The sequence below is a fragment of the Aureimonas altamirensis genome (genome assembly GCF_001463885.1).
Classification (GTDB): Bacteria; Pseudomonadota; Alphaproteobacteria; order Rhizobiales; family Rhizobiaceae; genus Aureimonas; species Aureimonas altamirensis.
In genome coordinates, this window is sequence record NZ_BBWQ01000010.1 from 333,804 (window position 1) to 352,525 (window position 18,722).

The 18,722-nt window shown below is 66.8% G+C and carries 17 protein-coding genes; 2 read left to right on the top strand and 15 right to left on the bottom strand.

The features are described 5' to 3' along the window. Positions 1–3: 3 nt before the first annotated feature. The 7 genes from lpxK to AUL31_RS20835 form a co-directional block, all read right to left on the bottom strand. The gene (lpxK, locus tag AUL31_RS07615; RefSeq protein WP_244489345.1) at positions 4–1,032 is read right to left on the bottom strand and encodes a tetraacyldisaccharide 4'-kinase; all 1,029 of its coding nucleotides are present in this window, start codon (positions 1,030–1,032) and stop codon (positions 4–6) included. Further along, positions 1,029–2,363 (bottom strand): lipid IV(A) 3-deoxy-D-manno-octulosonic acid transferase, encoded by a 1,335-nt coding sequence (gene waaA / locus AUL31_RS07620; protein ID WP_060603810.1) that lies wholly within the window; start codon positions 2,361–2,363, stop codon positions 1,029–1,031. Before waaA ends, lpxK begins: the two co-directional genes overlap by 4 nt. Further along, a complete protein-coding gene (locus AUL31_RS07625; protein ID WP_244489346.1) occupies positions 2,356–3,147 on the bottom strand; it encodes a lysophospholipid acyltransferase family protein in 792 nt (263 codons plus the stop codon). Before AUL31_RS07625 ends, waaA begins: the two co-directional genes overlap by 8 nt. Positions 3,148–3,178: 31 nt before the next feature. After that, on the bottom strand, positions 3,179–3,418 hold the full coding sequence (locus AUL31_RS07630) for a DUF4170 domain-containing protein (RefSeq protein WP_060603817.1): 240 nt from the start codon (positions 3,416–3,418) through the stop codon (positions 3,179–3,181). Positions 3,419–3,474: 56 nt separating this feature from the next. Continuing rightward, on the bottom strand, positions 3,475–4,260 hold the full coding sequence (locus AUL31_RS07635) for a 3'(2'),5'-bisphosphate nucleotidase CysQ (protein ID WP_060603820.1): 786 nt from the start codon (positions 4,258–4,260) through the stop codon (positions 3,475–3,477). 2 nt (positions 4,261–4,262) lie between these two features. Beyond that, positions 4,263–5,600, bottom strand: coding sequence for a TldD/PmbA family protein (locus AUL31_RS07640; protein WP_060603823.1), 1,338 nt, complete (start codon positions 5,598–5,600; stop codon positions 4,263–4,265). A gap of 71 nt (positions 5,601–5,671) precedes the next feature. Then, positions 5,672–6,013 (bottom strand): hypervirulence associated TUDOR domain-containing protein, encoded by a 342-nt coding sequence (locus tag AUL31_RS20835; protein WP_306302606.1) that lies wholly within the window; start codon positions 6,011–6,013, stop codon positions 5,672–5,674. Between AUL31_RS20835 and AUL31_RS07650 the strand changes: the two genes are divergently transcribed. After that, positions 6,012–7,055, top strand: a complete 1,044-nt coding sequence (locus AUL31_RS07650) for a DNA topoisomerase IB (RefSeq protein WP_060603831.1) — start codon at positions 6,012–6,014, stop codon at positions 7,053–7,055. The genes AUL31_RS20835 and AUL31_RS07650 overlap by 2 nt on opposite strands. Here the strand turns inward: AUL31_RS07650 and AUL31_RS07655 are convergent. The 5 genes from AUL31_RS07655 to AUL31_RS07675 all read right to left on the bottom strand — a co-directional run bounded on the left by AUL31_RS07655 (position 7,037) and on the right by AUL31_RS07675 (position 13,327). Continuing rightward, positions 7,037–7,927, bottom strand: a complete 891-nt coding sequence (locus tag AUL31_RS07655) for a patatin-like phospholipase family protein (protein WP_060603834.1) — start codon at positions 7,925–7,927, stop codon at positions 7,037–7,039. The genes AUL31_RS07650 and AUL31_RS07655 overlap by 19 nt on opposite strands. Before the next feature lie 10 nt (positions 7,928–7,937). After that, positions 7,938–9,278 carry a M16 family metallopeptidase gene (locus tag AUL31_RS07660; protein WP_082646832.1) on the bottom strand — a complete coding sequence of 447 codons (1,341 nt, stop codon included), beginning with the start codon at positions 9,276–9,278 and terminating at the stop codon, positions 7,938–7,940. A 5-nt stretch (positions 9,279–9,283) separates the two neighbouring features. Continuing rightward, a complete protein-coding gene (locus tag AUL31_RS07665) occupies positions 9,284–10,735 on the bottom strand; it encodes a M16 family metallopeptidase (protein ID WP_060603837.1) in 1,452 nt (483 codons plus the stop codon). A gap of 138 nt (positions 10,736–10,873) precedes the next feature. Continuing rightward, complete coding sequence (gene rsmD, locus AUL31_RS07670; protein WP_060603984.1) at positions 10,874–11,470, bottom strand: 16S rRNA (guanine(966)-N(2))-methyltransferase RsmD; 597 nt, start codon at positions 11,468–11,470, stop codon at positions 10,874–10,876. A 9-nt stretch (positions 11,471–11,479) separates the two neighbouring features. Then, the gene (locus AUL31_RS07675; protein WP_060603840.1) at positions 11,480–13,327 is read right to left on the bottom strand and encodes a pseudouridine synthase; all 1,848 of its coding nucleotides are present in this window, start codon (positions 13,325–13,327) and stop codon (positions 11,480–11,482) included. 132 nt (positions 13,328–13,459) lie between these two features. Between AUL31_RS07675 and AUL31_RS07680 the strand changes: the two genes are divergently transcribed. After that, on the top strand, positions 13,460–13,903 hold the full coding sequence (locus tag AUL31_RS07680) for a nucleoside deaminase (RefSeq protein ID WP_060603987.1): 444 nt from the start codon (positions 13,460–13,462) through the stop codon (positions 13,901–13,903). On the opposite strand, the gene AUL31_RS07685 is transcribed toward AUL31_RS07680, so the two are convergent. The 3 genes from AUL31_RS07685 to AUL31_RS07695 all read right to left on the bottom strand — a co-directional run bounded on the left by AUL31_RS07685 (position 13,900) and on the right by AUL31_RS07695 (position 18,701). Continuing rightward, the gene (locus tag AUL31_RS07685) at positions 13,900–14,550 is read right to left on the bottom strand and encodes a hypothetical protein (RefSeq protein WP_060603843.1); all 651 of its coding nucleotides are present in this window, start codon (positions 14,548–14,550) and stop codon (positions 13,900–13,902) included. The genes AUL31_RS07680 and AUL31_RS07685 overlap by 4 nt on opposite strands. A 112-nt stretch (positions 14,551–14,662) precedes the next feature. After that, positions 14,663–17,623: an isoleucine--tRNA ligase gene (ileS, locus tag AUL31_RS07690; RefSeq protein ID WP_060603846.1), complete on the bottom strand. Its 2,961-nt coding sequence runs from the start codon at positions 17,621–17,623 to the stop codon at positions 14,663–14,665. 79 nt (positions 17,624–17,702) lie between these two features. Then, a complete protein-coding gene (locus AUL31_RS07695) occupies positions 17,703–18,701 on the bottom strand; it encodes a bifunctional riboflavin kinase/FAD synthetase (RefSeq protein ID WP_060603849.1) in 999 nt (332 codons plus the stop codon). Positions 18,702–18,722 lie beyond the last annotated feature (21 nt).

Genomic DNA, 18,722 nt, shown 5'->3' on the forward strand with positions numbered 1-18,722 from the left:
TTGTCAGCCGAACTTTCGGCGGCGGAAGGCTGCCCGCGTCTCTGCCACGAACCGATTACCGAGCGACGAAGGCTCGAAAACCAGATCGACCTCCAGCACGCTCGCCTGCGCCAGAAGCTGCCGGGCGGCATGCCCCTCACCCGCCAGTCGTGCCGCATCCTTGCGCGTCGTGACGAGGTGCAGCGCATCGCGCGCGGCATCGGCCATCAGTTCCGATATCTCTGCCGGTTGAAGCGGGTGGTGATCCGGAAAATCGCGCGTGCGGACAAGGTCCGCCCCGACGGCGCGCAGCGAGCGATAGAATTTCTCAGGATCGGCGATGCCGGCGAACGCCAGCACCCGCCGTCCGGCCAGTGCATGGGCGCGCGGCTCCAGGCGCGCCTCGAAGACGGGCTTGCCGCCGCGTGCCGTCAGGCGGATGGCCTGCGCGCCGGCGGCGCCCTCGCCGATCACCAACAGGGCGTCCGCGTGGCGGATCTGGTCTTTGAGCGGCGCACGCAGGGGGCCGGACGGCACCACCTGCCCGTTGCCGAGGCCACGCCCGGCATCGATGGCGAGAAGGGCGAAGTCGATGCACAGGCGGGCGCTCTGGAAGCCATCGTCCATGATGATGAAATCGACACCGACGGTGTCCACCAGATAGCGCGCCCCTGCGCCCCTGTCCTTTGCCACGACGGTCGGCGCCCGCGCCGCCAGAAGCAGCGGTTCATCGCCCACCAGCCGTGCTGCATGCGTGTCAGGGTCCACGAGCAGCGGGCCTGCAGCCGATCCGCCATAGCCGCGCGACAGGAAGCCGGGGCGCAGGCCGGCGGCCTCGGCCGCGCCGGCCATGGCCAGTGCGGTCGGCGTCTTTCCGCCGCCCCCAACCGTAAAGTTTCCGATGCACAGGACGGGCACGTCCACCGCCTCGCGGCGGCCCTTGTCCATGCGCCGTCGCGCGATGGCGCCATAGATCGCCGATGCGGGCCGCAGCGCGAGCGCCGCCCACTGCGACCCTCCCCACCAGAAGGCAGGGGTTTCGCCACCCATCATCGATGCGGATCGCCGCGCTGTCGACGCTCGAAATTGAGGGTCAGGCGCAACGGATGCAGAAAAGGCTCCAGCGCCTGCATCGTGCGGGACAGGGCGCCGCGCATCTCATGCACGCTGGCCTTGCCGGCGGCGCTCATTGCCGCGCGTGCCTCCACGTCGGTCAGCAGAAGCTCCACCTCTTCGGCAAGCTGTTCGCCATCCTTGACGATGCGCGCGCCGCCATTCTTGATCAGGCGCTGGTAAATATCCCGGAAGTTCTGGACATAGCGCCCGGACAGGACGGCCGTACCCAGCATCGCGGCCTCCAGCGGGTTCTGCCCGCCCTCTCCGGCCAAGGAGCGGCCCACGAAGGCCACTTCCGTCAGCCGCAGATAAAGACCCATCTCTCCCACCGTGTCGCCCAGATAGATATCGGTGGTCGGATCGGGCATTTCCCCCAGCGAGCGGCGCGCGACGCGCAGCCCCTTGCCCGTCAGCTCCTTGACGATTTCCGGCGCCCGTTCCACGTGACGCGGCACGATGATCGTCATCAGGCGCGGCAGCCGCTCGGAAACCTTGCGATGGACGTCGGCGATGATCGCCTCTTCACCGGCATGGGTGGATACGGCGGCAAAGGTGGGGCGCCGGGCAATGGCCTGCGCCAGCGCCAAAGCGGCCTCCCGGTCCGGCAGGGGCGGCGGCGCGGTGTCGGCCTTCAGGTTGCCGGCCACCGTGACGCTGCGCGCACCCAGCATGTGGAACCGCTCGCCGTCGACATCCGACTGCGCCACGATCTGCGAGATGTTTTCCAGGAGGGCCTCGGCCAGCGCCGGCACGGCGCGCCAACGGCGGAAGGAGCGGTCTGACAGCCGGGCATTGACCAGCACCTGCGGTATGCGGCGCTTGGTCAGCTCCATCAGCGTCATCGGCCAGATTTCGCTTTCCGCGACGATGGCGACATCTGGACGCCAGTGGTCGAGGAAGCGTCCGACGGACTGCTTCAGATCCAGCGGCACATATTGGTGGATGACGGCATCGGAAAGGCGTTCCCTGACGATGGCAGCGGAGGTGACCGTGCCCGTCGTCATGACGATGGTGAAGCCTTCATTGGCGATCTCACGCACCAGCGGCGCGACAGCGGCGCTTTCGCCGATCGAGGCTGCATGGATCCACACCAGTGGCCCGCCTTCGGGGCGTACCGCATCGGTAAAGCCATACCGCTCGCGCCGCCGCCTCGGGTCTTCCTTGCCGCGTGCGGCCCGCCAGCCGACATAGGCTCCAAGCATCGGATATGCGAGGGACCCCACCAGCCTGTACGTGGTCAGAACGCCCCGCGCCCAGCCGTCACTCATGCGCGCTACCTGCCTCTGCCTGATCGCCGTCGGCCAATGCGATGGCGCGGCGATTGGCCGTTTCTATGGCCAGCGTAACCTGCCGGCGGATTTCTTCCATCGTTGCATCGTCGGCATCGGCCGGAACATGGATAGGCTCTCCCATCCACACCGCCATACGACCCAGCGGAAGCGGGATCGTGGTCTTGTCCCAGCTTCGCTGCACCACGTGCCTGCGGCTCGTCACGGCGGCAGCCGGGATGATCGGCCGCCCGGACATGCGGGCCAGAGTCACCACACCCAGGCCGGCCTCTCGCGGGGTGCCCTTCGGGACATCGGCGATCATGCACACGCCGCGCCCCTCCTTGAGGAAGCGTCGAAGCTGGATCAGCGCCTTCACGCCACCCTTTTCCGAGGCCGCATGCCGGACCCGCCCGCCCGATCCGCGCACGGTGCCGATGCCGAACCGCTCGACCACGTCGGCATTGATGGCGGCATCCACATTGCGCGACAACAGCGCGACATAGGGCAGTTCACGCGGACGGAAGAAGGGGGCCAGAAGATGCTGCCCGTGCCAGAGGGCGACGATGGCGGGATGCTCTTTCGTCAGGATGGCACGCCAGTCGGACGAGCCATCGGCAATGCGTTGCGTGGCGCGGATCGCCTGCAGCACGCCGTAGATGGCGGCGCCACCGACACGCACCGCCGCACCGGACCGCCCCAGCGCGCGCAACTGGCGCCGCAGAAAGCGTCGCCTGTCCCCGCGCTGTCTGCCGCTCTCGCCCTGCTGGTCGTCCGATGGCACGCCGTCTCTCATCGCCCGTGAAAGCCGCGCATCATGCGCCTGCTTCCGGCTCCAGCAGACGGTGCATATGCACGATGAAGTAGCGCATGGCGGCGTTGTCCACCGTGGCCTGCGCCTTGCCGCGCCAGGCCGCCAGCGCCGACGAGTAATCGGGGAAGATGCCGACGATGTCGAGGTCGTCGAGATTGCGGAAGGAAAGACCGTTGAGGCTTTCAAGCTCGCCGCCGAAAACCAGATGCAGCCTCTGCTTGGGGATGCTCTCTTCAATCATCGTCTGTCGTCCTTGTCGGCAATGCTGCTGTGCGGGGATGCTTGCCACGAAACCGGCTATTCGTGCAAGGAAGCAGCGATCTCCTGCAGGCGCGGCAGCACGCCCTTTCCGCCTGCGATCAGCAGGCCGTGACGTCGCGGCGTCAAGTTGTAGTTATGATGCTGGCCGACACCATTCAGCAGCGCACCGCCCGCCCTGTCGAGGATGAGGTCGGCGGCGGCGATGTCCCAGTCGTTCGCCCTCGGCTGGACGATGGTCCCGTCGAGCCGGCCGCGCGCCACCTGCGCCAGGCGGTAGGCAAGAGACGGTATCGACGCCGCAAGGTCGATGCGTGCGGCATCCGCCGCGCTCAACCGCCGCCGCACCCCATCCGGAAGCGACAGCGTCATGCGCTCTCCGGCGATCTGCGGTAGTTGCGCGAGTTCCTGGCCGTTGATCTGGGCAGGCCCGTCGGCGAAGGCGGTGAAGATTTCGCCGGTGACGGGAGCGTGGATCACGCCATGCGTCGGGCGCCCTCCCTCGATGACGGCCAGTGCTACGCACCATGTGGTCTCGCCGCGCAGAAAAGACCGGGTCCCGTCGATCGGGTCGACGACGAAGAAGCGCTCCTCGGACCCGCTGGGCGGCTCTGCCGCCGTCTCTTCCGAAACCCAGCCATAGCGTGGCCGCGCCGACAGAAGGAAATCCCGAAGGAAGCCGTCCACGGCAAGGTCGGCCTGGCTGACGGGAGAGTTCCCCTCTTTCCAGAAGACTTCCGGATCCTGCCTGAAATAGCCGAGCGCGATCCGGGCGGCCTCGCCGGCCGCTCGCTGGAGCAGGACGAGATCGTCGACGGATCGCACGTCTAAACCCCGGCCACGGTCATCTCGCCGACCGCAATGGTGGGGCAGATGATCGGGAAACGGCTGTCCACATCGTCTCCGGGGGAAATCGCCAGGAGCATGTCCGCAAGGTTGCCGGCAATGGTGAATTCGGCAACGGGCTCGGCCAGTTGACCGCCCCTTATGCGAAAACCGGACGCCCCGCGCGAATAGTCGCCGGTCACGAGGTCGGCGCCATGGCCGATCAGCTCGGTGACGTAGATGCCCCCCTCGGCTTCCGACAGCAGCTCGGCCACAGGCCTTTGACCGCCCGACAGGATGACATTGGAGGACGAGGGCGAGACGCCGCCCCCGCTGCGCGAAGCCCGTCCATTCGGCTCCAGGCCCAGTTCGCGCGCGGTTGCGCCATCCAGCAGCCAGTTGGCAAGAATGCCGTCCGCCACCAGCGGCAGCGCCGCAGCCGCCGCGCCCTCGCCATCGAACGAGCGTGAACCCCAGCCACGCGTCAGAAGCGGATCGTCGATCACGGAAATCGTCTCCGGCAGGATGCGCGTGCCCATCCGCTTGCGCAGGAAGCTCGTGCCCCGGGCGATGGCCGCGCCGTTGACGGCCCCGACCAGATGGCCCACCAGCGCACGCGCCGTGCGCGGATCGAAAACGATGGGATAGCGGCCCGTCTTGATCTTGTCCGGGCTCATGCGGCGCACGGTCCGCTCGCCGGCATTCCGGCCGATCGCCTCGGCGGCATCCAGATCGGAAAAATGGATGCGGGAATCATAGTCGTGGTCCCGCTGCATGGCGGTGCCTTCCCCGGCGATCACGTTGACCGATCGCGAATAGGCCGAGCGCGCCCGCGTTCCGGAAAAACCGTCCGAGGTGACCAGAACGAACCCGCCGAACCCGCATGTGGCGCTGGCCCCGCCCGAATTGGTGACGCCCGCAACGGAGCGGGCCGCCGCTTCCAGCGCCTGCGCCTGCTCGATCAGGTCGGCAGTGGCGATATCGGTATCGTCGTAAAGGTCGAGATCGGGGAAGATCGTGGCAAGCCTGTCCGGCTCGGCAAGGCCGGCATAGGGGTCGGCGGGGGAAACGCGCGCCATGGCCACGGCACGCTCGGCGGCCTTGTCGAGATCGCCGGAAAGATCGGCGCTGACGGTCGCCACGCGCCGATCCACGAAGACGCGCAGCGAGAGGCTGTCGGACTCGGACGATTCCGCTTCCTCCAGCTTACCCAGACGCACCTGAACCGCACGCGACCGCGACTGCGATATCGCCGCATCAGCGGCGTCGGCACCGTGGCGCAGGGCAGCCCTGATGATGTCCTGCCCGGCGTTCAGAAGGCGTTCTGTCTTGTCATGCATGGAATCGGCCCGGAACTCTGGTCATCAACATGTATCAGTTGGTCGCCATCCATCAACCCGGTGGATGCGGTTCACCCCTTCGACAACTCGGATTCCGACTTCAGCGCCTTCGCGCCGTCCTCCTGCACGATCAGATAGGCGGGATTCTCCTTGTCGGCGTTCCGGGTGATCGACTTTCCAGCGATCTTCCGCGTGACCTTTTCGGTGAATTTTTCCTCGACCCGGCCTTCCGCGGTGCCGTTACCCCAAGACCAGGTGACCTTCGATCCCTTGCGATACATTGCGCTGTCCTCTTTTGGCGTTCCCGATGAGGGCAATCCAAAGGGTTGGTGGCCGTTCCCGGGACACGTCGCCGCAGGAACCCACATACGCACCAACCGTTTCCGATGGCCGTAGCGGATGATGCAACCCATGACGAAGACACTCGAATTTCATGCCACCGCAAACGGATTGACCATCGTCGACCCGGCCGATTTCAATGTCGAACGACGCTCGCACGGCAAGGGACACCGGATCTGCTTCGCCAATGGCGATGCGATCACGGACAAGCGCCTGAAGGCCCGGGTGAAGGCGCTGGTGCTGCCACCCGCATGGCGCGACGTGAAAATCTGCGTGGAGGAAAACGGTCACATCCAGGCAACGGGCCGGGATGAAAAGGGCCGTCTGCAATATCGCTATCACGATGTCTGGGTGAATGTGCGCAACGCAGTGAAGACCGAGCGTCTGCTGCGCTTCGGCCGCGCCCTGCCGCAGCTTCGCCGGCATATAGACCGCGACATGCGACGCCGGAAACCAGACGAGAAGCTGGCAGCGGCGACCGCCGTCCGGTTGATCGACCTGTCGTCGATGCGGCCCGGCCACGAGAAGTACGCCATCGATGGCGGTCGGGGCGTTGCATCTCTCGAAAAGGGCAATCTGCGGATGCGCGGCGATGGAGCCGTCCTGGATTTCGTCGGCAAATCCCGCAAGCGGCAGACGGTCGAAATCCGCGACAGGCGGCTGGTCAACGGCCTTGCCAAGATGCGCAAGGGCCGCGGCAAGCGCCTGTTCCGTTTCCAGGGGTCGGACAGGCAGGACCACGTGCTGACGGCCAACCGGCTGAACGACTATCTCCACGCACGCGGCCATGCACGCATCTCGGCCAAGGATTTTCGAACCTTTCATGGGTCGGCAGAGGCGCTGCGCTATCTCATCGAGGAGGTCGGCCCGGCAGCCGATACCGAGCCGAAGCGTCGGCGCGCCGTGGCCGCAGCCATGCGCGCCGTCAGCGATGTCCTGCGCAACACGCCGTCCGTGGCGCGGTCTTCATACGTGCATCCCGGCATCATAACAGCCTTCGAGGCTGAGGAGCTGGATTTCGATCTCATGAAGGGACGTGCCCGGCAGGGCCTCAGCAGGGCCGAAACCGGCCTGATGCGTTTTCTGGAAGAGAGCGCTCAGAGCTCCAGATCGTGAAGCTCGCACAGGGCGGCAATCTTGCGCTTCAGCTCCTCGCGCAGGCCTGACGTTTCCTGAAGGATCGTACGCACACGCAGGAAATCCAGGACGCGGTAGCGGCTGACCGGCGGTGTCACCACCAGGTCGGGCGGCGATGACGCGAGCTTGGCCTGAATGATCGCGTGCATCATCAATTGCGAAGCGCCGAACATCGCTTCTGTCGGCGTCGGCAAACCGCCCGCCGATTCCAGTGGCCCTCCGGTCACGTCGACGGCGATATTGAGATCGACCCGCCCAGCCAGGAGATCGAACGGCAGCGGATCGCAGATCCCGCCGTCGATCAGCACGATGCCTTCCCGCCGCACGGGCCGGAAGATGGCCGGTAGCGCTGCCGATGCAGCTATGGCGCTGACGAGGTCGCCACTTTCCAGCGACAGCACATCACCGGAATAAAAATCCGTCGCCGTTACGGACAGGGGGATCGACAGATCCTCGAAGCGGGACGGCAGTTCCAGCGGCAGGAACGCGCCCACCACGCGCTCGGCGTTCAACTGGCCGAGGCGCACGCCGCCATCGGCCATGAACTGCGCGAAGCTGGCCGGCCGTGTCCGCCACAGCCGGCCCGCAACCAGGCGCTTGTTTCCCAGCGTGTCGACCACGAACTCCTCGATCACGCCGGCCGGCATTCCGGCTGCATAGGCCGCACCGATCAGCGCGCCGATCGACGTGCCGGCGATCCGGTGCGGCTTGATGCCGAGATCGTCGAAGGCATGCAGGGCATGGATATGCGCGATGCCCCGCGCGCCGCCTCCACCGAGGGCAAGCCCGATACGCGGCCTGCCGCTTTGCCGGGGCTGGTCGCCCGTGATGGGTGCGACGGCCTCGTCCATGTCGGCCGTCTCAGCCGTTGTCCTGACCGACCGTGATGATGGTCGGGTCGGGCGTCAGGAGTTCTTTCGCTATCGCCTTGACGCCTTCGGCGTCGACCGCATCGATCAGGCCCTCGCGCTTGTCGATGTAGTCGATACCCAGGCCGTCGAGCTGGATGCCCACCAGCGTCGAGGCGATGGAGAGCGACGATGACAGGTTCTGCACGGCATAGGCGCCCTTCACATAGGCCTTGGCCTTTGTCAGTTCCTCCGCGCCCGGCCCGTCCTGGGCCAGCCGCGCCATCTCCTGGCGGATGATGTCGATGCTCTCGCCGGCCCGGTCGGCGCGCGTGGCTGTCGAAGCCGCCAGGAAGGACGCATGGTCGTAATCGACGAGATACGATCCGACGCCATAGGCAAGCCCCCGCTTTTCGCGGACCTCGGTGTACAGGCGGGAAGAGAATGTCCCGCCGCCGAGGATATGGTTCATCAGATAGGCGTCGAAGAACTTCGGATCGTCGCGCGCGATGCCGGGCAGCGCGAACTGGATGGTCGTCTGCGGGATCGCCAGCTCGACATGCTCGCGCGCGCCCATCACCGGCTCGACATCCGGAACCTGCGTCAGTTCGGCGGTGTCGCGCAGCGGGCCGAACACCTCGTCCAGCCGTTCGCCGAGGCGCTCGGCATCGATGGCTCCGACCACGCCGACGACCAGATTGTCCTTGGCGAAAGCCGTGTCGCGGAAGTGACGCAGATCGTCCACCGTAACGGCGTTCAGGCTTTCGACCGTGCCTTCGGTGGGGCGGGAATAGGGATGGTCGGGAAATACCGTACGGCGGAACGCATCGCCCGCCAGTGTACCGGGGTCGTTGCGGCTGGCGATGATGCCGGTCGCGATCTGTCCGCGAATACGGTCCACCGGCTCGTCGTCGAGCCGCGGCTCGTTGACCGCCAGCCGCAGCAGATCGAAGGCGACGTCCTCGTGTTCGACGATGGTGCGGAAATTGCCTGCAAAATTATCGTAGGTCGCATTGAACGACAGGCTGACGCCGAACTTGTCCAGTTGCGACTGGAAGTCCTGGCTTTCGATATCGCCGGCCCCTTCGTCCAGAAGGCCGGACAGAAGATTGGCCATGCCTTCCCGGCCGGCCGGATCTTCCGTCGTGCCGGCGCCCTTGAAGGCGAACCGCATGGCGATCAGCGGGTTGGTGTAATCCTCCACCAACAGGGCATGAATGCCGCCGGGGCTGGTCACTTCCTGGATCTCGATGGCAGAGGCCGGCGTTGCCGCAAGGCCGGCCGTGGCCGTCAGCAGAAAGGCAAGACCGCCGCGCACGGCCATGGAGGGCTGGAACTTCGAAAAACGGAACATGGAGATCAGCCCTCGATATCGGTTGCAGGTCCGGCGGGCGGCGTCGCCGCTGCCGGCGCGTCGGACGACTGGCCCGCGTCGGCGGCAGGCAGGAGATATCCGGTCACGGCGCCGATCCCGGACAGATAGTCCCGCGCAACCGCCTGGACGTCGTCCACCGTTACCGCCTCGATCCGCTCCGGCCAGCTTTCGACATCCTCGACCGTCCGCCCCGTCGACAGGGCCACGCCGTAACGACGGGCCAGAGAGGTCTGGCTGTCGCGCTGATAGATCAGGGCATTGCGTACGCGGTTCTTGGCCGCGGCCAGCTCCTCGGCCGTGATACCGTCGGTGACGATCTTCTCCAGCTCCGCGTCGATGGCGGCCTTCAGCGTCTCGACATCGGCCGCGCCGCGCGGCGTGCCGTAGGTGATGAACTGGCCTTCCATCAGGCTGTCGCCCTGATAATAGGCGCCCGCCCCTGCGGCGATGGGATTGTCGATCACGAGCGCGCGGTAGAGCCGGCTGGTCGAGCCGCCGCCAAGCACGTCGGCCAGGATGTCCAGCGCCTCGGACTGGCGCCCTTCAGCCGTGCGCTCCGATGGTACGACGTACGCCGTCTGGACGCTCGGTTGCGTCACGCGGGCATCGCGCAGCGTCACGGTGCGCTCGGTCAGGGCTTTCGGCTCCTGCGGACGGTCGCGCGGGCCGGGGTCGGCGCGCCGTGCCACCTGTCCGAAGGTCTTCTCGGCAAGCGCGCGAACCTCGTCACCCGTCACGTCGCCGGCCACGATCAACGTCGCGTTGTTCGGGGTGTAATAGCGGTCGTAGAAGGCGATGGCGTCGTCGCGCGACAGCTTCTCCATCTCGCTCTGCCAGCCGATGATCGGCGTGCCATAAGGGCTGTTAACGAACAGGGTCGCACCCATGGCCTCGGCAAGCTGCGATCCGGGATCGTTGTCCACCCGCATGCGGCGCTCTTCCAGGATGACGTCGCGCTCGGGCAGGACGGCGGCGTCGTCCAGCACCAGATTGGCCATCCGGTCGGATTCGAACTCCATCATCTGTTCCAGCGCGGAAACGGGAACCTGCTGGAAATAGGCGGTGTAATCATAGGAGGTGAAGGCATTCTCCTCGCCGCCGATATCCGACACGGCCGCCGAAAACTCGCCGGCGGGATGGGTCTTGGTGCCCTTGAACATCAGATGCTCGAGGAAGTGGGCGATGCCGGACTGGCCGGGGGGCTCATCCGCCGAGCCGATCTTGTACCAGACCATCTGCGTCACGACCGGCGCGCGATGATCGGGAATGACGACCACCTGCAAACCATTATCCAGCATGAAGCTTTCGATGTCCGGGCGCATCGCCTCGGCCTTGGCGACCGCCTCCTCGACGGTCGAGGTCGCGGCAGGCGCGTCCTGTGCCGGCGTTTGTGCGAAGGAGGCCGGCACGAGGCCGGCGGACAGGCCGAAAGCCATGGTGGAAACCAAAAGCAACCGCTTCAGGCGGGCGCTTCCGGACGGCGAGGAATGAATAGCTCTGGCGATCAATGTCTCACATCCTTTGGAGCTCGACGGGCGCGGCGAGGTATGGCCAATCCACCAGCAACGCGCAATTTACGTTTTTGTAAGGCGGGGCGCGGGCTTTTCGCTTTTCTCCTGCGAGACGCGCAGAAAACGCAGCACGCTGGCGCCCATGTCGCGTTCGTCCAGAAGGTCGAAACCGGCGATGGGCGAAAAGGACGCGCCCTTGCCTTCTTCCAGCACCGCAAGCGCATCGGCGCGCAGCCAGCCACCCGAAAGCGCCGCTTCCAGCGCAGCCTCGCCAAGCCGTTTCCCGTAGGGCGGGTCTGCCATCACGATATCGAAAGGTTCGAGGTTGCCTGCCGCGCCAAGGCGCGTGGCGTCGCGGCGGAAGACCTTCGTGCGGCCGCCCAGCCCCAGCGCCTCGATATTCGTGCGTAGAAGGCCCCTGCCCTCCACGCCCTCTTCCACGAAAACGCAAGTACGCGCGCCGCGCGACAGCGCCTCCAGCCCCAGTGCGCCGGTGCCGGAAAACAGGTCCAGCACCCGCACGCCCTTCATGTCGAAGGCCAGGCCGTGTTCGAGGATGTCGAAAAGGCTGCCCCGGTGGCGTTCGGACGTCGGGCGTATTGCGTCGCCCTTCGGCCCCGCAAGCGCCCTTCCCTTGAACTCACCCGCGACGATGCGCAGCATGCCGGCTCAGCGTCCGCGGGACGGGCCGGGACGGCTCGGGCGGGGCCCGTTTCCCTTCGGCCGGTCGCCACCCCTGAACCCATCGCCTTTGGGGCCACTTCCCCGGGGTCCGCTGCCCTTGGGCCCGCTTCCGCGGGGTCCGCTTCCCCTGGGGCCACTTCCCCTGGGGCCTTTGGGGCCGTCGGCGTTCGGGCCGCTTCCCCTGGGGCCGTTCCACCTGGGGCCATCGCCCCTTGGCCCATCGCTTCTCGGCCCATCGTTTCTCGGGCCGTCGTTCCGTGGGCCGTCGCCTCTTGGGCCTTTCCGCTCCGGCCGGCCGCCACGGGCCGGGCGTCCACCCTCGGTGCGCGCGCTCTCTTCCAGCGCTTCCTTGCGCTTGGGCCCTATGGCGCGGGCTCCCGGCGCCATCCATACATTTGCCGACCGGCGGCCCGTCGGCGGGGCAGGCCGACGCGGACGCGGGGTCTCTTCGCCATCGCCATCCCGGCGCTCGCGCCGGTCCGGCCGCCCCTCGCGGAAGGGCTTGTCGTCCCGCTCGCGGCGCGGACCACGGTCGCCGCCCGGCTTCGTATCCAGGCGGGCCAGGCCGTTTTCACGGAACGCGGCATCCGAACGCTTGCGGTTCGGCTTTCTCTTCATCTCCCCGACCGTGATCCATTCGGCGTCGGGGCCATCGGCACGGCGGCGTTCCGGCACATCGCGCTTTTCGGTGCGGACGGGCTTGTTCGAGAATTCATTGACGATGGGCGCATCGAAATTGGCGCCCGACTCTTCTATCAGCCGTTCGCCGAGCTGGTCGCGCAGGGTGCGCCCCTTCACTTCCATGACCGCGCCTTCGGCCAGTTCGCCAAGCTGGAACGGGCCGAAGGAAACGCGGATCAGGCGGTTCACCTCAAGGCCGAGATGGCCGAGAATGCGCTTCACCTCGCGGTTCTTGCCCTCGCGAAGACCGACCGTCAGCCAGGCGTTCGAACCCTGCTCCCGGTCGAGGGTCGCCTCGACCGCGCCATAGAAGACGCCGTCGATGGCAATGCCCTGCCGCAGCTCGTCCAGCGCGGCCTGCGAAACAGAGCCATGCACGCGCACGCGATAGCGCCGAAGCCAACCCGTTGCCGGCAGCTCGAGCGTCCGCGACAGGCCGCCATCATTGGTCAGCAGCAGCAGGCCTTCGGTGTTGATGTCCAGCCGCCCGATGCTGAGCACGCGGGGCATGTCCTCCGGCAGGCGATCGAACACCGTCGGGCGTCCCTCGGGATCGCGATTGGTCGTCACCAGCCCTGCGGGCTTATGGAACAGCCACAGACGCGTGCGCTCGATGGCCGGCAGCGGTGCACCATCCACCTCGATGCGGTCCGATGGGCCGACATCGATGGCGGGGCTGTCCAGCAATGTGCCGTTAACGCGCACCCTGCCATCGGCGATCATGCCTTCTGCGTCACGGCGCGAGGCGACCCCTGCCCGCGCCAGGCGCTTGGCGATCCGCATCGTGCCGACATCCTCCGGCGCTGCATCGCGCGGCGGACGCGAGGCATCGCGTGGCGGGCGCGCCGTACGCGGTGCGTCTCCGCGATCGGAAAAGGCGCGCGGCTTGCCAAACCCGCCGCGCTTTTCGCCGTCCTTGCCGAAACCACCGCGCCGCTCGTCGTCACGGCCACCGGCGTCATGCGACAGCCGGCCATAGCTCCGCGGCTTCTTGGGCGTGCCGTCCGCTTCATGCCCGCCATGCGACTTCGTGCCGTGGCTGCGCGGCTTGAATGGCTTCTTGTCGCCGTCCGCCCCCGGGCGCCCGTCGCCTTGCCCCGGCCGGCGGCCATCCCTGCGCCGCTTGTCGTCGCGGCCGTTCCTGTCGTTCATCGGTCTATCCACGTCATCTGTCTGGGTGCGGGGCGTCATCAGGCACAACACGCTCCCACCTTCGTTGAAAATGCTCTATCAGGTCCGGCCTACGCACACGAGGGGTCACGCGAGTTGAACGGCACCGAATTCATGCAGGCCGCGCTGGAAGAAGCAGAGGCAGCCGGCGAGCGCGGCGAGGTGCCGGTCGGTGCGGTGCTGGTGATGGATGGCCGTATCGTGGCCCGTGCCGGCAACGAGACGCGCGCGCAGAACGACCCGACCGCCCATGCGGAAATCCTGGCGATCCGGCGTGCCTGCGACACACTCGGCCAGGAGCGCCTGACCGGCGCAGACCTGTATGTAACGCTGGAGCCCTGCGCGATGTGCGCGGCGGCAATCTCGTTTGCACGGATCCGCCGGCTGTATTTCGGCGCGAGCGACCCGAAGGGTGGCGGTGTCGAGCATGGCGGCCGCTTCTATGCGCAGCCGACCTGCCATCACGCACCCGATGTCTATGGCGGCATCGCCGAGACGCAGTCCGCCCATATCCTGACGGAATTTTTCCGCCTGCGGCGTGAACCCTCGCAGGATTAGAACGGAAGCGCGTCGCGGATACGAGAGCCGAGCGTCCTGGTGCCCTTGGAGCGGCGCTCCTTGACTGACTCGTCCACGCCCTGGTCGCCAACGGGGGCGCCGGCGGCGGGCTGGCGATAGGCCAATGGCGGCTCGGACAGATAGCGGCGCTCCGACGTCGTGCCGTACTGGGTTGCGCGCGTCTGCTGCGCCTGCTGGCCCTCCCGGCCGAGCCGGCGCGGATCGATCCACGAGCCCTCGCTGTCGCCGAGGCGCGTATTGCCGCCGGCCGGCGCCTGGACGCCGGTACGATAGTCTGCCGGCAAAGCGGCATCGCCCGCCGTCGATTCGGCAGCAGCCATGCGGCGCGCACGCTGCACTTCGGGCGAAACCGGCCAGTTCGGGTTGGCGGATGCAACCGTGGCGTCGCGCGGCGGAGGCAACTGGTTGAGGTTCTGCGGCTTAACCAGCTCGGGGCGCGGCTGATAGTTGATCGGCTGCTTGTTGTCGCTGGACCCCAGGGACACGATGTTGTCCAGATCGTTCAGAAGTTGCGCGCCCTGCGTCGTGCCCGTTCCGTAGGTCGGACCGACACAACCGGCGAGGGCAAGCCCGCATGTGCCGAGCATGGCCAGGCGTATGGCGCGGCTCGCGTTCTTCATGCTCATGAACCTTCCAATCCCCGTTGCATCGCAAGCCATCCGGCGGATGCCTCCGGGCCTCCTTACACTCAACTGCGGCTAAATTACAGATTTCCGGGCCGATAATGCAAGGCGGCGGTCAGGCGACCGCCACCCCGAGCGCCTTCAACTCGCGCAGCGCCTCGGCGTCGCGCGGGCTGACATCCGGAAATTCCGGATCCGAGCCCACATCCGGCAGGATTTTCCACGAACGCGCGCATTTGCGCCCTTCCGCCAGCCGGTTCACGACCGCCACGCCCGGCGTATCGGCAAGCCGGAAGGCTTCGGCCGGTGCCGGTGCGGTGGTGACCTCGATACCGCTGGTGATCGCGATCTCCGCAAGGTCGAGCGATTCGAACAGCGCAGCCAGATCGGCATCCTCGATATGCACCACGGGCGCTGCCTCCAGCGATGAGCCGATATGCTTGGCGCGGCGCTCTTCCTCGAGCGCGCCCGTAACCACGCGGCGAACCCGCTTGACGTCACGCCAGCGGCCGGCCAGCGCATCGTCGCGCCAATCGGCGCCCACGGGGCGGAATTGCTCGAGGTGAACGGACGTCGCCTGCGGATGGCGCGCCAGCCAGGATTCCTCCATCGTGAACGGCAGCAGCGGGGCCAGCCACGTCACGAGCCTGTCGAAAATCTCCCGCACCACCTGCAAGGCGGCCCTGCGGCGCAGGGATGACGGCGCATCGCAATAGAGGGCGTCCTTGCGGATGTCGAAATAGAAGGCCGACAGTTCCACCACCGCGAAATCGAGCAGCGCGCGCGCGATCCGCTTGAAGTCGAAGGCGTCATAGCTTTTCAGCACCAGTGCCTCCAGCTCGGACAGCCGGTGCAGCATCAGCCGCTCCAGTTCCGGCATCTCGGCCACGGGCACAGTCTCGCCCGTGTCATGCGCCAGCGTGCCCAGCATCCAGCGGATCGTGTTGCGCAGCTTGCGGTAGGCGTCGACATTGGTCTGCAGGATCGTCTTGCCGAGCCGGAGATCTTCCGAATAGTCCGAAGAGACGACCCACAGACGCAGGATATCGGCGCCCGACTGCTTGATCACCTCCTGCGGGGTGACGATGTTGCCCAGCGATTTGGACATCTTGCGGCCGTCCTCGTCCATGACGAAGCCGTGCGTCAGGACAGCGTCGTACGGCGCGCGACCGCGGGTGCCACAGGATTCCAGCAATGAGGAGTGGAACCAGCCGCGATGCTGGTCCGACCCTTCGAGATACAGGTCGGCAGGCCATTTCAGGTCGGGGCGCTGCTCCAGCACGAAGGCATGGGTGCAGCCGGAGTCGAACCACACGTCCAGGATGTCGCGGACCATGGTCCAGCGCTGGGCGTCGTGCCCGTTGCCCAGGAAGCGCTCTTTCGCGCCCTCGGCAAACCACGCGTCCGCCCCTTCCTCGCGGAAGGCCGCCAGGATGCGGGCGTTGACGTCCTCATCCTTCAGAACGGCGCCGTCCTCGTCCACGAAAACGCAGATCGGCACGCCCCAGGCGCGCTGACGCGACAAAACCCAGTCGGGCCGGTCGGCGATCATGCCGCGCAGCCGGTTCTGGCCGGAAGCCGGCACGAAGCGCGTTTCGTCGATCGCCTTCAGCGCACGGTCGCGAAGCGTATCGTCAGTGCCGCCGATATCCTTGTCCATGTGGACGAACCATTGCGGCGTGTTGCGGTAGATGACCGGCTTCTTGGAACGCCAGGAATGCGGGTAGGAGTGCTTGAGGCGGCCTCTGCCGATCAGCGTTTCCGTCTCCACCAGGGCGTCGATGACGCGCTTGTTGGCATCGCCCTTCTTGCCCTTGTCGTCGATCACCCGTGCGGCGCCGGCCGGCGCGTCCGGCCCAAGGCCCGGAGCGTCCTTGGTATAGAACCCGTCATCATCGACCGTAAACGGGATCGTCGTGTCGATGCCGCGCTGCTCCAGCGCCCGACGCTCATCGATGAAGGCCTCGAAATCTTCCGTTCCGTGGCCGGGCGCCGTGTGCACGAAGCCCGTGCCGGCATCGTCGGTCACATGGGCGCCGACCAGAAGAGGCACCGGAAACGCATAGGGCTCGCCGGAGGCGGCCGATGCCCCCTCAGGGCGCCAGCCCTTGAGCGGATGATCGAGCACCATGTCCTCGAGCGCGCCGGCGGGCACGTCGGCCAGCCGTGCATATCCGCCCTCCGGTACGCGGGCCTTTGCCATGACATCGGCAGCCAGCGCGTCGGCGATCAGGTAACGCTGACCCTGGTGCGCCCAGCGCGGCGCCTCGGCGGTTTCGGGCGCCGTCACCTCGTAGAGGCCGTAGGCAATGCGCGGATTGTAGGTCACGGCACGGTTGCCGGGGATCGTCCACGGCGTCGTCGTCCAGATCACCACGGCGGCGCCGGCAAACGGCCCGTCGCCACGGACGGGAAACCGCACGAAGATCGTGTCCGACTCGTGGTCCTGGTATTCCACCTCGGCCTCGGCCAGCGCGGTCCGCTCCACCACCGACCACATCACCGGCTTGGAACCGCGATAGAGCTGGCCGCTCATGGCGAATTTGAGCAACTCGCCGGCAATGATGGACTCGGCCCCATAGGCCATCGTCAGATAGGGGTTGGCGAAATCGCCCTCGACGCCCAGGCGGCGGAATTCGGCGGATTGCACGCCCACCCAATGGGTAGCGAACTCGCGGCATTCCTGCCGGAACTCGTTGATCGGCACCTCGTCCTTGTTCAGGCCGCGGGCACGATACTGCTCCTCGATCTTCCATTCGATGGGCAGGCCGTGGCAATCCCAACCGGGCACGTAGTTGGAATCGTACCCCCGCATCTGGAACGAGCGGGTGACGACGTCCTTGAGCACCTTGTTCAGGGCGTGGCCGATATGCAGGGTGCCGTTGGCATAGGGCGGGCCATCATGCAGCACGTATTTCGGCCGGCCTTTCGAGGCCTGGCGCATCGTGCCGTACAGATCCATCGAATCCCACTTCTCGATCCATTTGGGCTCGGCATCCGGCAGGCCGGCGCGCATCGGGAAATCCGTCTGCGGCAGATAGAGGGTCGAGGCGTAGTCGAAGGCATCTTTGGTCATGGATCGGGCTTTTTGTCGGGATGGACCGGCTTCGGTGGCGCAGTTTCTAGTGCAAGACCGGCCTGTTATAAAGAGAGATTCAGGTGGCGACGCCAAAGGACAGCCGCGCATCCAGCGGCGACAGCGGGTTGGAACCGGACAGCAGCGCCCGCGCATCCAGCGAATCGCGATCCATCTGCGCAACCAGCGCCTTCGCATCGTCGAAGCGCATTTCCCCCCGCAACCGGCCGAACACCGAGACCGCGACCGTTTCTCCGTAGAGTTGGTCGTCGAAGTCGAACACGAAGGTTTCGAACAGGGCCGCGCCACCGTCGAAGGTGGGCCGTCGGCCGAAACTGGCGACACCGGGCATGGCCACGCCATCGGCCCGCGCCAGCTTGACCGCGTAGATCCCCTGCATCAGCAGCGTGTCGTGCGGAAGCGTCATGTTTGCCGTGGGGTAACCCAGCGTGCGGCCCAGCTTGCGGCCGTGGACGACTTCGCCCTCGACGATCCAGCGGTAGCCCAGAAGGGCATTCGCCCCCGCTACGTCGCCAACCGACAGATCCGAACGGATACGAGAGGACGAGACCACCGCGCCGCCCTCGTCGTCGAACTCGGCGATCACGCTGACGCCGACATCCCTGCTTGCGCAGGCGTCCGCCAGCGTCTGCGCGGTGCCGGCACGCCGGGCGCCGAAACGGAAATCGTATCCCACCACGACATGGCGTGCGCCGAGCGCGCCGAGCAGGTAATCCTCGATGAAGCTGTCGGCCGTCGCGGACGCGAACGCGTGGGTGAATGCCTGCTCCACCACCGCATCGAAGCCCAGTTCCCCGAGGATGCGGGCTTTCAGCGGCGCGGGCGTCAGGCGGGCCACCGGCTGTTCCGGCCGGAAGACGGTGCGCGGATGCGGCTCGAATGTCAGGCAGACCAGCGGCAGCCCCTGCCGCGCGGCGATCTCGGCTGCGGCACCCAGAACGGCCTGATGGCCGCGGTGTACGCCGTCGAAATTGCCGATCGCCACCACGCCTCCGCGCAGATCGGCGGGCAAGGCGGTGGCGGCATCGAGGCGCAGGATGCGCCCGGGCCCTGTCATGCGAGCGAGCCCGTCACGTAT